Annotated in this window: 13 protein-coding genes; 1 reads left to right on the top strand and 12 read right to left on the bottom strand. The window is 45.2% G+C overall.

The window, feature by feature from the left end:
• Nucleotides 1–21: 21 nt before the first annotated feature.
• The 6 genes from LSG37_RS18700 to queA form a co-directional block, all read right to left on the bottom strand.
• On the bottom strand, nucleotides 22–1263 hold the full coding sequence (locus tag LSG37_RS18700; RefSeq protein WP_233081396.1) for a malic enzyme-like NAD(P)-binding protein: 1242 nt from the start codon (nucleotides 1261–1263) through the stop codon (nucleotides 22–24).
• A 564-nt stretch (nucleotides 1264–1827) separates the two neighbouring features.
• A complete protein-coding gene (secF, locus tag LSG37_RS18695; protein WP_233081395.1) occupies nucleotides 1828–2769 on the bottom strand; it encodes a protein translocase subunit SecF in 942 nt (313 codons plus the stop codon).
• A gap of 9 nt (nucleotides 2770–2778) precedes the next feature.
• On the bottom strand, nucleotides 2779–4629 hold the full coding sequence (secD, locus tag LSG37_RS18690; RefSeq protein ID WP_233081394.1) for a protein translocase subunit SecD: 1851 nt from the start codon (nucleotides 4627–4629) through the stop codon (nucleotides 2779–2781).
• Nucleotides 4630–4641: 12 nt separating this feature from the next.
• The gene (gene yajC / locus LSG37_RS18685; RefSeq protein WP_233081393.1) at nucleotides 4642–4980 is read right to left on the bottom strand and encodes a preprotein translocase subunit YajC; all 339 of its coding nucleotides are present in this window, start codon (nucleotides 4978–4980) and stop codon (nucleotides 4642–4644) included.
• A 53-nt stretch (nucleotides 4981–5033) separates the two neighbouring features.
• Entirely contained in the window at nucleotides 5034–6167 is a 1134-nt protein-coding gene (tgt, locus tag LSG37_RS18680; RefSeq protein ID WP_233081392.1) for a tRNA guanosine(34) transglycosylase Tgt, read from the bottom strand.
• Nucleotides 6168–6428: 261 nt separating this feature from the next.
• Nucleotides 6429–7463 (bottom strand): tRNA preQ1(34) S-adenosylmethionine ribosyltransferase-isomerase QueA, encoded by a 1035-nt coding sequence (gene queA, locus LSG37_RS18675; protein WP_233081391.1) that lies wholly within the window; start codon nucleotides 7461–7463, stop codon nucleotides 6429–6431.
• A 180-nt stretch (nucleotides 7464–7643) separates the two neighbouring features.
• On the opposite strand from queA, the gene LSG37_RS18670 reads away from it, so the two are divergent.
• A complete protein-coding gene (locus LSG37_RS18670) occupies nucleotides 7644–8396 on the top strand; it encodes a substrate-binding periplasmic protein (protein WP_233081389.1) in 753 nt (250 codons plus the stop codon).
• 3 nt (nucleotides 8397–8399) lie between these two features.
• On the opposite strand, the gene LSG37_RS18665 is transcribed toward LSG37_RS18670, so the two are convergent.
• The 6 genes from LSG37_RS18665 to pstA form a co-directional block, all read right to left on the bottom strand.
• The gene (locus tag LSG37_RS18665; RefSeq protein ID WP_233081387.1) at nucleotides 8400–9311 is read right to left on the bottom strand and encodes a hydrogen peroxide-inducible genes activator; all 912 of its coding nucleotides are present in this window, start codon (nucleotides 9309–9311) and stop codon (nucleotides 8400–8402) included.
• A 199-nt stretch (nucleotides 9312–9510) separates the two neighbouring features.
• Nucleotides 9511–10779, bottom strand: a complete 1269-nt coding sequence (locus LSG37_RS18660) for an inorganic phosphate transporter (protein WP_233081385.1) — start codon at nucleotides 10777–10779, stop codon at nucleotides 9511–9513.
• 19 nt (nucleotides 10780–10798) lie between these two features.
• Nucleotides 10799–11473: a TIGR00153 family protein gene (locus LSG37_RS18655; protein WP_233081383.1), complete on the bottom strand. Its 675-nt coding sequence runs from the start codon at nucleotides 11471–11473 to the stop codon at nucleotides 10799–10801.
• 154 nt (nucleotides 11474–11627) lie between these two features.
• The gene (gene phoU, locus LSG37_RS18650; protein ID WP_233081381.1) at nucleotides 11628–12338 is read right to left on the bottom strand and encodes a phosphate signaling complex protein PhoU; all 711 of its coding nucleotides are present in this window, start codon (nucleotides 12336–12338) and stop codon (nucleotides 11628–11630) included.
• Nucleotides 12339–12365: 27 nt separating this feature from the next.
• Nucleotides 12366–13178 carry a phosphate ABC transporter ATP-binding protein PstB gene (gene pstB / locus LSG37_RS18645; protein WP_233081379.1) on the bottom strand — a complete coding sequence of 271 codons (813 nt, stop codon included), beginning with the start codon at nucleotides 13176–13178 and terminating at the stop codon, nucleotides 12366–12368.
• Between the two features lie 77 nt (nucleotides 13179–13255).
• Nucleotides 13256–14935 (bottom strand): phosphate ABC transporter permease PstA, encoded by a 1680-nt coding sequence (pstA, locus tag LSG37_RS18640; protein ID WP_233081377.1) that lies wholly within the window; start codon nucleotides 14933–14935, stop codon nucleotides 13256–13258.
• Nucleotides 14936–14946 lie beyond the last annotated feature (11 nt).

Here is a 14946-nt window from a genome sequence, read left to right as displayed (position 1 = left end):
GATCTGACCCCATTTTTATATTTACTGCATATAGCTTTCTGGTAATGGCAAACGCGCCACTCCTGATGCCACAGCAGCTTCAGCCACAGCACGGGCGACACGGGACAATAAACGTGGGTCCATTGGCTTTGGAATAATATAGTCCGCACCAAACTCCAGTTTATCCACTTGAGCAGCTGTTAATACAGCCTGAGACACCGGCTCTTTGGCAATAGCACGGATCGCATGCACTGCTGCCAATTTCATTTCATCGTTAATGACCTTAGCGCGCACGTCCAAAGCACCACGGAAAATAAATGGGAAACACAAGACGTTGTTGACCTGGTTCGGGTAATCCGAACGACCTGTTGCCATGATTAAATCACTGCGCTGGGCATGTGCCAGTTCAGGCTTAATTTCCGGATCCGGGTTAGAGCAGGCAAAAATCACAGGTTTATCAGCCATTAACTTTAAAGCTTCGGCTGGCAAAGCATCAGGGCCTGATACGCCAACAAATACATCGGCGCCGTCCATTGCTTCTTCCAGTGTGCGTTTGTCGGTGTTATTGGCAAACAGCTCTTTGTATTTATTCAAATCGTTACGACGGGTGTGGATCACGCCTTTGGTATCGAGCATATAAATATGTTCACGTTTAGCGCCGCATTTGATCAGCAGCTCCATACAGGCAATAGCTGCTGCACCAGCCCCTAAACAAACAATTACCACTTTACTGATGTCTTTGCCCTGAATTTCCAGCGCATTCAGTAAACCTGCAGCTGTCACAATAGCAGTACCGTGCTGATCGTCATGAAACACCGGGATATTACAACGTCTGATCAGCTCTTTTTCAATTTCAAAACATTCAGGCGATTTAATATCTTCAAGGTTAATACCACCAAAGGTATCGGCTATATTGGCTACAGTATCGATAAACTCTTCAGTGGTACGGTGCGTCACTTCGATATCGATGGAATCAAGGCCAGCAAAACGCTTAAACAGCAAAGCTTTGCCTTCCATCACAGGTTTAGACGCCATAGGGCCTAAGTTTCCTAAACCTAAAATAGCAGTACCATTGCTGATCACAGCCACCAGATTGCCTTTGCCAGTGTACTTATAGACATCGTCGATATTGTTGGCGATTTCACGCACAGGCTCAGCCACACCAGGGCTGTATGCCAAAGCGAGATCTTTAACTGTTTCAGCAGGTTTACTGATTTCAATACTGATTTTGCCCGGTTTAGGCTCGGCGTGATACTTCAGCGCCTGTTCTCGAAAATCTGACATAGGTAAGAGGTTCCATGAGTAGGTAAGTATGATGCCCTGTGGGCTATATGTTTTATTTGCCATGAGCTGTGGTGCAACCCAAAAAGGTGGCTCATTCTAAAGAGCAACACGACCCTTTAGAACCACTAATTTTCAGATCGTACCAGTATAAAGCCACAGTACTGCAGAACTCATTCCGATGTTTTCATTGTTCCGTCAGGTATTTTTGTAGGGTATACCTGTCCGGCTCAGACTGCTGAAAACTTCCACAATAGAGCTCTACACGTCTGTTATAACAAGTTTTACGCGGTGCGCCAAGCGCTAAAATTAAACTGATCAGACCAGAAGGGAGTAAAATGATAAAGCATGCAGTTTTATGCCATTTTTAGCCGGATAGTTTTGATAAAAAACTGCTTAACCATGCATTTAAGGATAAAAGGCGTTAAATAAAGTGAATACTATCAAATAGATGATTAAAAAACCGAGCAAATAACAAGCAAATAGTTTATGCAGAATAAATTGTTTTTCTCTTTCAAAAACAAAAGGCCGGAAACCGGCCTTTTGTTAAAACTACCATTCAACCAATTAAAGCGAAGGCGTATTCTCACCTTCTTTTTCAATCACTTCTGGCAACAGATCTTCACGGCTTGCGCCTAGCAGCACAGCAATAGAACTTGCTACGTAAATTGAAGAATAAGTACCAATGGCAATACCAAATAACAAGGCCGCAGCAAACCCATGTAACAGCGGGCCGCCTAAGTAAAACAGCGCCACTAAGGACAAGGCCGTGGTACCTGAAGTAATAGTGGTACGGCTCAGTGTGGAAGTGATTGCATCATCGACAGTCTCTTCGACTGTGGCTTCACGCAGTTTACGAAACATCTCGCGGATACGGTCAAATACCACTATGGTGTCGTTGATTGAGTAACCCACCAGCGCCAGCAAGGCCGCCAAAACAGTTAAATCAAACTCCATACCGGTAATAGAAAACATACCTACAGTAATGATTACGTCGTGAATTAACGCAACCACAGCTCCTACTGAATAACGCCATTCAAAGCGAAACGCCACATACATCATGATGCCGATAAAAGAGGCTAATAAAGCCAGCATACCGTCATCTTTCAGCTCGTCACCTACTGAAGCACTCACCTGTTCAACGCGACGCTTAGTGACTTCGCCTTTTTCCACTTTTTGAATAGACTCAATAATCTGCTCACCCACCACAGCCTGTTCAACATCAGCGCGTGGCGCAATGCGGATCATCACTTCAGTCGAGGTGCCAAAATACTGTACTATCGCATCAGGAAAACCGTCAGCAGCTAAAGCAGTACGAATCTTCGACAAATCAGCCTGTTGTTCAAAACCAGCTTCGACCACTATACCGCCGGTAAAATCCAGACCAAAGTTAATGCCTTTGGTAAAAATGCTGAACAGAGACCCCAGTACCAGCAACAAAGAAAATATGATGGCTGGCGATTTGAAGCGCATAAAATTAAGCGGTTCTTTAAAATCAAGAAACTTCATCATAATTCCTTATATAGGTAATTTTTCAACTTTACGGCCACCCCAGATCAGATTGACAAACAATCTGGATACGGTCACGGCAGTAAAGATAGAGGTGATAATACCTATGGCTAAAGTCACGGCAAAACCTTTGACCGGACCAGAACCTAAACCAAACAGAATCAATGCCACTAAGAAAGTGGTGAAGTTGGAGTCGGTAATGGTAGCAAAAGCTCTGTTATAGCCTTCATGAATAGCTTGCTGTACAGAACGACCGTTGGCCAGTTCTTCGCGAATACGCTCGTTGATCAGTACGTTAGCATCAATAGCCATACCTATGGTTAACAAGATACCCGCCATGCCAGGCAAGGTCAAAGTAGCGCCAGGCACCATAGACAACACACCTATCAACAACACTACGTTGCTGGCCAAAGCCAGGTTGGCCACCATACCTACGCCTTTGTAGTAAACCGCCATAAAGATCACAGTCAGCAACATACCCCACATAATAGCGTTGGTACCCAGCTCAATGTTTTCCTGACCCAGGCTTGGGCCTATAGTGCGTTCTTCCACAATCTGAATAGGTGCAATTAAAGCACCGGCACGTAATAACAACGCCAGATTTTGTGCTTCAGCCGGACTATCTACCCCGGTAATACGGAAGCTGCGACCTAAACGCGCCTGAATAGTAGCCACGTTGATCACTTCTTCTTTTTTCTCAAGGATAGTGCGGCCTTGCGCATCTTTTTTGTCGGTAGGTTTGTACTCAATAAATACAGTGGCCATCGACTTACCAATAGCTTCTTTGGTGGCTTGTGAAAAGGTATTGCCACCTTTGGCATCCAGATCGATATTCACCTGAGGACGGCTGTATTCATCGAAGCTGCTGTTGGCACCAATAATATGGTTACCTGTCAGCATCACACGTTTTTGCAATAACACAGGGCGACCTTCACGGTCGTTATACAACTGCGCATTAGGTGGCACACGGCCTTCTATCGCGCTTTGTAAATCACCTGCTTCGTCTACCATACGGAATTCAAGAGTGGCCGTTGCACCTAAAATTTCTTTAGCGCGGGCCGTGTCCTGCACACCAGGCAATTGAACCACAATACGTTCAGCCCCCTGACGTTGTACCAAAGGTTCAGCCACACCAATAGCATTGACGCGGTTGCGAATGATAGTGATGTTTTGTGCTACAGCATCTTCACGCAACGCTTTAATTTTCTCTTCGCTAAAAGCGGCGGTCAGCGTCAACTCGTCAGTTTCAGTAAAGATCATTTCGCGGTCTTTACCGCTTAACAAGGTTTGAGCTGCGGCTAAATCTTCAGCGGTGCGGAAACTCAGATTCACCTTTAAATTAGGCACATCAGCAGTCACTGCACGGTAACGCACTTTGGCTTCACGCAGATCGCTGCGGTACACCAGTACTAAATCGTTGACGTTTTTTTCCATCGCAGTTTTCATGTCCACTTCCATCAGGAAATGCACACCACCACGTAAGTCCAGACCCAATTTCATTGGAGCCGCACCTATAGCATCCAGCCAGGCTGGTGTAGCAGGAGCCAGATTTAATGCAGTGACGAAGTTATCGCCCAAGGTATCGTTGGCAACTTCACGAGCTTTTAACTGATCTTCAGTGTTTAAAAAGCGAACCAGCACCTGGCCTTTTTCCAATACAGCTGACTTAGGTGTTAACCCTTGTTCAGTAAAAGCTTTTTGCAATTGATCCACGGTTTGCTGAGTCACATCAGCACCACGGCTTGCATTGATTTGTAAGGACGGATCATTGGGATACAAATTCGGCAGGGCGTACAGCATGCTGACGCCCATGACGATGATCACCAATAAGTACCGCCAGATGGAGTTCTGGTTTAACACATTAAAATCCTTTTACAGTGATTTCATCGTGCCTTTCGGCAGTACGGCAGCGATAGCAGATTTCTGCACTGTCACTTCAGTGGTATCGTTTAATGCGATAGCCACAAAGTCTTTATCGTCAGCAATCTTTGCAATGCGGCCTACTAAACCACCTTGAGTTAACACTTCATCGCCTTTGCCTAACGCAGACATCAGGTTTTTATGCTCTTTTACGCGCTTAGCTTGTGGACGGTAGATCAGGAAATAAAAGATCAAACCAAAAGCCACTAGCATAATCAATAAATCCCAGCCACCACCTGCAGGCGCAGCAGCTGGAGCGTTGGCGTATGCATTAGAAATAAATAAACTCATCATATGTCCCCTAAAGTTTTAAATTAAAAGTGTTAAAAATTAAAAATGAAATCTTATTGTTCTGTAAGGCTTGCTTCCAGCGGCGGCACATCCATACCACGTTTCTGGTAAAACTCGACCACAAATTCTTCCAGCTTTTGTTCAGCGATAGCTGCACGCAAACCTTGCATTAACTTCTGATAATGATGCAGGTTGTGGATGGTATTCAAGCGCGCACCCAAAATCTCATTGCATCTGTCCAGATGATGTAGATATGACCGAGAATAATTTTTACAAGTGTAGCAATCACATTCTGCATCTAAAGTGGATGGATCGTCTTTGTGTTTTGCATTGCGGATTTTAATTACACCAGTGCTGACAAACAAATGGCCATTACGGGCATTACGGGTTGGCATCACACAGTCAAACATATCAATACCACGGCGAACCGCTTCTACTATGTCTTCAGGTTTACCCACACCCATTAAATAACGCGGCTTGTGCTGTGGCATCTGACCTGTGGTGTGATTGAGGATTTTAATCATATCCTCTTTCGGTTCGCCCACGGACAAACCACCGATGGCATAACCATCAAAACCAATCTCTTCAAGGCCTTGCAAGGAGATATCGCGCAGCTGTGGGTACATACCGCCCTGGATAATACCAAAGAGCGCTGACGGATTATCGCCGTGTTCATCTTTACTGCGTTTGGCCCAGCGCAGAGACATTTCCATCGACTTTTTCGCTTGCTGCTCTGTCGCAGGATACGGCGTACATTCGTCAAAAATCATCACTATGTCTGAGCCTAAATCACGTTGCACCTGCATAGAACGCTCAGGAGTTAACATGATTTTTTCGCCATTGAGCGGCGAACGGAAAGTCACGCCTTCTTCTTTTATTTTGCGCAGTTCACCCAAACTGAACACCTGAAAACCACCAGAGTCGGTCAAAATAGGTTTGTGCCAATGCATAAAGTCATGCAAATCACCGTGTTTTTTGATGATTTCAGTGCCAGGACGCAGCATTAAATGGAAGGTATTGCCCAAGCAGATTTGTGCACCAGTGGCTTCCAGTTCTTCAGGTGTCATACCTTTGACTGTGCCATAAGTGCCCACTGGCATAAATGCAGGAGTTTCAACAATGCCGCGCTCAAATACAAGACGGCCACGACGAGCTTTACCGTCGGTTTTTAATAATTCAAATTTCACGTTCTACCTCAGTCTCTGCCAGAAAAACAGTCCGGCTTTTTTCGCGCCCGATTGTAGCAGAACAAAAGGCCAAACCCCACCTTTAAGCTTTGTACTTAAGGTGGTATCAAAGCGGGAGCGGTTAAACCGTGCGAGATTGAATTGCAATTTGAGGCAGGAGGGTTTGTCGGGGCCGCGGCTTGTCCAGGCCCGTCGATGGACATCGCGGTATCAATAAACGGGCGGGTACAAGACCCGCCTCTAGAGTTCATTGAGAAAGTTTTACAGAATCAACATCGCATCGCCATAAGAGTAAAAACGATACTCTTGTGCTATGGCAGTTTGATAGGCCTGCATCACATAGTCTTTTTGACTAAAAGCACTGACCAGCATAATCAATGTGGATTCTGGCAAATGGAAGTTGGTGACTAAGCCATCAATCACCTGAAAGCTGTAACCTGGGTAGATAAAAATTTTGGTGTCACCGCTGTACGGTTGTAAGTTTTTGCCTTGCTGCAAAGCAATTTGTGCGGCAGATTCCAGTGAACGCACAGACGTAGTCCCCACAGCCACCACTCTGTTACCGCGAGCTTTACAGGCGTGAATAGCATCAACGACCTGCTGGTCTACCTCGATGTATTCAGCATGCATCTGGTGATCCAGCACATTATCCACCCGCACCGGCTGAAAAGTACCAGCTCCTACGTGCAAAGTGACGTAAGCAAACTCAATACCTTTGGCTTTTAAGGCCGCCAATAAAGGCTCATCAAAATGCAAACCTGCCGTTGGTGCAGCAACAGCTCCGGGTTTCTGGTTATACACAGTCTGATAACGTTGCTTATCTTCGTCGCTGTCTGGTCTGTCTATGTAAGGGGGCAAAGGCATATGCCCCAGCCTGTCTAACATAGTCAATAAAGCTTCTTCGCCTAACAGCTCCAGCTCAAACAAGGTATCGTGGCGCTGCAGCATTTTCAGCTTTGTGTTGTCATCGACCAAAATAATACTTTCTGGTTTTGGCGCTTTACTGGCGCGAACATGAGCTAAAAAACGCTGGCTATCTAATACCCGTTCTACCAGTATTTCGACTTTTCCACCTGACTCTTTTTGACCAAATAAACGCGCTGGTATCACGCGGGTATTGTTAAATACCAATAAATCACCGCTGTTCAGTTCAGCCAATAAATCAGTGAACACCAGATGGGATAACTCACCAGTTTGGCGCTGCATTTTTAATAAACGACTGCTGGAACGTTCAGCTTTAGGAAAACGTGCGATCAGCTGCTCTGGCAGCTCGAAGGAAAAATCTTTTACTTGCATAGGTCTAGTCCGCTTTACCGACAAACTGTATCAAATCGGCATGAATGCCGACACCAAACGCGCATTTACAGCGCGGCGGCAGTCTACAAAGATGTTTTTTTCAATACAAGCTATTTTTCGCCACGACACTAGGGAGCAAAATTTCAGCTAAGCTTTGGAAAAGCTCAAGGACAAAACCGCATGATGTATCGCCTTACTGTGCTTCTGTTTTGCTTTTTCATAGTGCAATCCACTGTGGCTGAGCCAAAAGCACAATCACAACTACAGATCAGTGCGCCTGTCTGGCCGGGTTTTACTAATGCCGATGGCACTGGCGCTTATGCAGATTTATTTCAGCTGATTTATCCAACAGAGCAAGTGCAATTGGTGTGGCATTTCAGCAACTTTAGCCGCGCCATTCACCTGGTGCAGCAAGGTAAACACCATATGGTACCGGGTTTGTCCGCCTATGAGTCGGACAAAGAGCATCAAGCTTTACTGTTGTCTGCTCATCCTTTTGATTTTGATTTAATAGTTGCCATTTACGACCCTGCACATACAGCCCCGCCACAACTGGAACAACTAAAACAACACAAGCTGGCCTGGGACTTAGCTTACGATTTACATCTGGTATTAGGCTTGCCGGAAAAAGGCTATGAGGTACTTAATATCGAGCAAGGACTTGAGCTGGTAAAAAATCGCCGGGTTGATATTTATCTTGCAGAAAAAAGTGAATTGTATCAGTACTTAAAGGGTGAATCTGCAGTACAGCTGGAGCCTCTGCATTATAAAGAATTACTGCGGGACCCAATTTATCTGGCCTTTGCTGACACTGAAACCGGGCGTTCCTTTAAAGAAATGTGGGATCGCCGTTTTATCGATTTATATAAAACAGGTCAGTTGAAACAGTTTTATCGCAACTATCCACAACTGACCTTACCGACTCTGCCTTAGGTTTTAGTCACTGCATTTTTGCTGCAGAACTTCCGTAATTAACTGCGCCATCTGACGATAACTGCGTAACTTGCTGGACGTAGGACGCCATGCTACTCCAATATCACGATACGCCTGGCCAGAGCTTGGTTTCTGAGCCACCAGTTCAGTGCCACGCAACAAACCACTGTTAATCGCCATCTGCGGCATAAAAGTCACACCCAGCTTGTTATTCACCATCTGACTTAAGGTATGCAAACTGGTAGCAAAAAACGGATTTACTTTACGGTTATCATCCAGCTCACAAGCTTTGACGGCATGACCTGTCATGCAGTGCTCACGCTCTAACAGGAAGATACTTTCATCAGGCCACTGGCTGATATCTTGCTGAAAACCACGGTCCAGCCAATCTTTATGCAACACCAGTTTAAACGAATCTTGTGCCAGTACTTCGGTATGCAAAGTGCCAGTATCATAAGGCAGAGCTAACAAGACTAAATCCAGACGGCCTTCAATCAATGACTGCAAGGAATTCTCCGTCGTATCTTCTCGCAGTAATAACTGCAATTCAGGAAAGCGCTCACGGGCCAGTGCCATCACTTCACTTAAAACAAAAGGTGCAATGGTGGGAATACAGCCTAAACGCAGCGGCCCAGCCATCGGCTTGCCCTGACATTTAGCAAATTGTGTTAACTCTTCGCACTGCTCCACTATATAACGAGCCTGACGTACCACGTCTTCACCCAGCGGGGTAAAAATAAAAGTTTTATGATCACGCTCCAGCAACTGCGCGTTCATCGTTTCTTCTAAATTGGCAATTGCAGCGCTTAAAGTAGACTGGCCTATATAACAAGCTTCAGCAGCACGACCAAAATGCTGATGTTCATGCAGGGCCAAAAGGTATTGCAGCTGTTTGATACTAGGCACTCGTTTCATCTTTAATTCCGATGACCAAACTCAGTTAAAACCAATTTAATCGAATAACATCAGAAAGCAAAGCGGCGATAGCTTATTTTGCGACAGAAAGCAGCCAAATCGTTCAGAGCAGACACTCTGCCCTCTCACATCTTAGATTTCAGTAAAAATAAAAAAATCCCGGCAACAGCCGGGATTTTTAATCAAACAACAGCTGGGATCATGCGCTGAAAATCGCTTTGATGATAAAGAAAAACAAAATAGACAAACCAGCACCCACAGGCAAAGTGACAACCCATGATATAAAGATGTTACGTACTACACCTAAATTAAGCGCAGCAATACCTCGAGCTAAACCTACACCCAATACGGCACCAACTAAGGTCTGAGTCGTAGAGATAGGTAAACCAGTACCAGATGCAATCACCACTGTGGTAGCTGCTGACATTTCTGCAGCAAAACCACGACTTGGGGTTAAATGCGTAATAGCTGTACCTATGGTTTTAATCACTTTAGCGCCTAAAGTAGCTAAACCAATCACAATACCCACAGCGCCTAAAGGTAAAATCCACCAATCCAGTTCAGCTCTGCCTGCAACTTCACCACCTGATTGGATCACGCTGACCACAGCGGCCAGAGGACCAATAGCATTCGCCACATCGTTAGAACCGTGAGCAAAAGCCATACAACAGGCCGTGGTGATCATCAGAATACCGAAGATTTTTTCCACGTTGGTAAAATGCATTTCTTTATCAGCCATTGGGTCTATATGCACCCGGCTAATAGCGATTTTACCTACTATGCCCACTACTATGGCTATACTGCCGGCGATCATCAGGTTTTGTTCTGTGCTCAGGTCTAAACCCACATGAGTTAAACCTTTAGTCACAGTGACCAAAGCCATCATCAGCGCTGCAAAAGCCATATAAAAAGGCACATATTTTTTTGCATTGGCCAGTGGATTGTCGGTATCAAAGATTAAACGCTGGGCACTCATAAAAATTAAGTACGCCAGAATACCAGCCAGTACAGGAGTGACCACCCAACTGCCGACTATGCCGCCTACTTTGCCCCATTCCACTGCATCAACACCTACTCCTACAGCAGCAAAACCAATAATGGCGCCAACAATAGAGTGAGTGGTAGATACTGGCCAGCCGTAATAAGATGCAACCAGCAACCAGGTACCGGCAGCCAGTAAGGCGCCAATCATACCAAACACCAACAGCTCAGGCGCTGCGGCGAAATGAATAGGGTCAACAATGCCACTACGAATAGTAGAGGTCACTGAACCACCGGCTAAATAAGCACCAGCGAACTCAAAAATAGCAGCAATAAAAATTGCTTGTTTCACAGTTAAAGCTTTGGATCCTACTGAGGTCCCCATAGCGTTTGCCACATCGTTGGCACCTACACCATAAGCCATAATAAAGCCGAATACAGCGGCTACGATAATCAGCGTATAGCCGTACGTAGTTAAAATATCCATGTTTGAATTACCTTAAGAATTAACGAGCCAACATGATTTCAAGACGCGAACCTACTTTCAGAGCACAGTCAGCTAAATCGCCTACCCACTCCAAAGTGCGGTACAGGAACATCACATCAACCGGATTCATTTCGGCTTCAGCTTTACGAACAAATTTACGTAAATTGATTTGCAACTGGTCAGTGTCGTGTTCGATTTCATCGATACGTTCCACCATTTTGATCACTAAGTCGACTTCACGGCCACGGAAACCAGTTTCCAGCAACTCGTCCAGTTCATTGATCGCTTCGCTGGCTAATTCCACAGCATCAATACAACGCTGTAAATAAGCTTTAAATTCCACCTGAATAGGGGCAGGAATTTCCAGTTCACGACCTAAAACACGGCCAGTGATGTCTTTAGCTTTGTTGGCGATTTTATCCTGCTGTGAAACCAGCTCTAATAAGTCTGTTCTCTCGACAGGTAAAAACAATCCACGTGGTAAATGCACACGGATATCACGTTTTAAATTGTCGGCATCCTTTTCCAACGTCACAATAGATTTGCGAACTTCAGCCGCTTTCTCCCAATCTTTTAAAAATACTGCGTCAAAAAATGGCAGCAGCAACAGGCTGGCATCAAAAACCTTTTTGATATGCTCTTCCAGTGGCTTGATAGGGGATTTTGCGAAAACCGCCAAAAAGTGATTTGGCATAATGAGTGTGCCTCTTGTTGTTGAGTTGACGAAAGTCGGCGCGCATTGTACTGCAATCAAAGTGTAATAAAAACGCCTTAAAAGGCCAGAATATAAAAAGCCTGATAAAACATAGGTTTTATCAGGCTTTTATGACAACTGAATGCTGATTTTTTTAACTGCGTGCGTCTCGCTCTAATTTTTCATCATCACTATGGCGCACATCTTTGCCTTTGACCAGGAAGACTATGTATTCAGCCACGTTTTTACAACGATCGCCAATACGTTCCATAGAACGGGCAGACCACAATACATTCATGATCTTAGGAATAGAACGTGGATCTTCCATCATATAAGTCATCAACTGACGGGTGATGGCTTCGTACTCACGGTCTACTTTTTTGTCTTCACGGTGTACAGCTAATGCAGCTTCGACATCCATACGGGCAAAAGCATCCAGCACATCGTGCAGCATCTGCGCGACATGGCGGCCCATATTATCCAGATTGACCAGCAAATCCTGCTGAGCACTGTTAAAGGACTCCAGAGCTACCTTGGCGATACGCTCGGCTTCATCACCAATACGCTCTAAGTCTGAAATGGTTTTGATAATAGCCATAATCAAACGTAAATCGCTGGCTGCTGGCTGGCGTTTGGCAATGATGCGGGTGCATTCGTGGTCAATTTTAATTTCCCAGTCGTTTACTTTCACATCATTGGCGATCACTTGACGAGCTAACTCAGCATCACTGCTGGCAATAGCATTCAGCGCATCAGCCAGTTGTTGCTCAATTAAACCGCCCATTGCCATCACATGGTTACGAACCTGCTCAATTTCTTCATTAAACTGGCTGGAAATGTGTTTCGTTAAATTCATTTTGTCCATCGCTCTCTCCTCGTGGGGGCTAATCCGTTAACCAAAACGGCCTGTGATGTAATCTTCGGTTTGTTGCTGCGATGGATTGGTGAACATCTTATTGGTGGCATCAAACTCAATTAAATCACCCATATACATAAAGGCAGTATAGTCCGATACACGGGCTGCCTGCTGCATATTGTGGGTAACAATCACGATAGTGTATTTATCTTTGAGCTCATAAATCAGTTCTTCAATTTTCAGCGTGGAAATTGGGTCCAAGGCTGAAGCTGGCTCATCCAGTAATAACACTTCAGGTTCAATCGCAATAGCTCGTGCTATGACTAAACGTTGTTGCTGACCACCAGACAAACCAAAGGCATTGTCATGCAAACGGTCTTTTACTTCATTCCACAAAGCGGCACCCTTTAATGAGGTTTCGACCACTTCATCCAAAATGCGTTTATCTTTTACACCTTGCAGACGCAAGCCATAAGCCACATTTTCGTAAATACTTTTTGGGAATGGATTAGGTTTCTGGAATACCATGCCGACTTGACGGCGTAATTCAGCCACGTCAATTTTCGGGTCATAAATATTCTGACCATCCATTAAAATCTCACCTTCAATACGGCAGATATCCACTAAGTCATTCATCCGGTTAAAACAGCGTAACAAGGTGGATTTACCACAGCCTGAAGGGCCGATAAAAGCAGTAACGCGTTTTTCCGGGATCGTCATATTGACGCTTTTTAATGCCAGCGCATCACCGTAATACAGCTTCAGATCATTGACCTGAAGTTTGATTTTTTCATCCGACAGTTTCAATTCGGCTTCTACTGGTGGAACTGTTAATTTATCTTGATTCATCTTCATTACCATTCTATGAAATTGGTCTGCGAAATTGGGTTCAGCATACAAGGCCTGCCGTGCAGGCCTGCTGAGTTCTAATCTGTATCGCTGCGATATTTCTCACGTAATCTGTTACGCATATAAATAGCCGCCATATTCAGCACCACAATCAATAACACCAGTACCAGTGCTGTGGCATAGAGCAACGGACGCGAGGCTTCAACGTTTGGACTCTGGAAACCCACATCAAACACATGGAAACCTAAGTGCATGATCTTCTGGTCTAAGTGAATAAAGGGGAAATTGCCATCTATAGGTAAAGTAGGAGCTAATTTCACCACACCAACCAGCATCAGCGGAGCTACTTCACCAGCAGCTCTGGCTACAGCCAAAATTAAACCCGTCATCATAGCCGGAGTGGCCAGCGGCACTACCACTTTCCATAAGGTTTCAGACTTGGTTGCACCTAAGGCCAGACTACCCATACGAATAGTACTTGGAATACGGGATAAACCTTCTTCCGTCGATACAATCACCACAGGTAATGTAAGCAAGGCAAGGGTTAACGACGCCCAGAATAAACCTGGAGTACCGAAAGTCGGGCTTGGTAAAGCTTCAGGGTAAAACAGCTGATCGATACTGCCGCCCATAATGTACACAAAGAAACCTAAACCAAACACACCATAAACGATTGAAGGTACACCAGCAAGGTTGTAGACCGAAATCCGGATGATCTTCAGCAGTGGCCCTTGTTTGGCATATTCACGCAGATAAATGGCCGCCAGCACACCAAAAGGTGTCACGATAATAGCCATTAAAATAACCATAGTGACAGTACCAAAAATAGCAGGGAAGATACCGCCTTCGGTATTGGCTTCCCGCGGCTCTTCTGTCAGGAAAGTGCCAATGCCACTGAAGTAATGTCTGGTTTTTTGCCAGACCGACATATCGTTAGGCGCAAAAGCCTTGACGATGTTCGCCAGCGAAATAGTCACTTCACGGCCTTCCGCAGAACGCGCAACTAAGTTATCACGATTGGATTCAGCACGCAGTTGATCCAGTTTTTGTTGGATCACCGCATATTCATCGTTCAGAACTTTGTTTTCTGCTTCCGCCTGAGCTTTGAATTCTGCCATTTCAGCATCAGACACTTTATCCAACACCAGGCGACGTTCGGTTAAACGTAACTTTTCAATCTGGTTATTGATGCGGCTGATGTCATTTTTTTCGATATCTTTCATCTGCTGAAAAATACCGTTGGCACGTTCAACCCGTTTTAACAACTCAGGCCACATGGCGGCACCTTCAGCAATCAGGGTATCGCCTTCGTTCAGCTTTAATGGAAAACCATAAAAATTGCCACGCTCACGACGCTCCAGCGCAATAGCACCTTCTGGCGCTGTCCAGCCGCTAATTTCATAATCCATATACCAGGAGAAATCGCGGCCATACAGATCACGGTTACCTACTTTCACCAAATAACGGGTCACAGCTTCCAACTCTGCCGGCACTGTAGCACCTGACTCACGCAGCATCACAGCAGACACTGTTTCAGCACGAACCAGTTCACCCATAATGACTTTTTTCTGACCGGATTCAGGCGACCATTCTGTCTGCTGTAAATCCGCAGGCCAGAAGTGACTGCCACCACGCACCACAATCAGACCCAACACACCGATCACCATCACCAGACACAAAGCGATAGCACCGGCGTTTAACCAAATCCAGGGAGTCCCTGATCTGAACCAGGCTCTTACGCCAAATAAAGATTTCATCAAAGTGCCCC

It is taken from the genome of Rheinheimera soli, assembly GCF_021290985.1.
In the GTDB taxonomy this organism is placed as follows: Bacteria; Pseudomonadota; Gammaproteobacteria; order Enterobacterales; family Alteromonadaceae; genus Pararheinheimera; species Pararheinheimera soli.
This window is presented reverse-complemented; position numbering and strand designations above follow the sequence as displayed.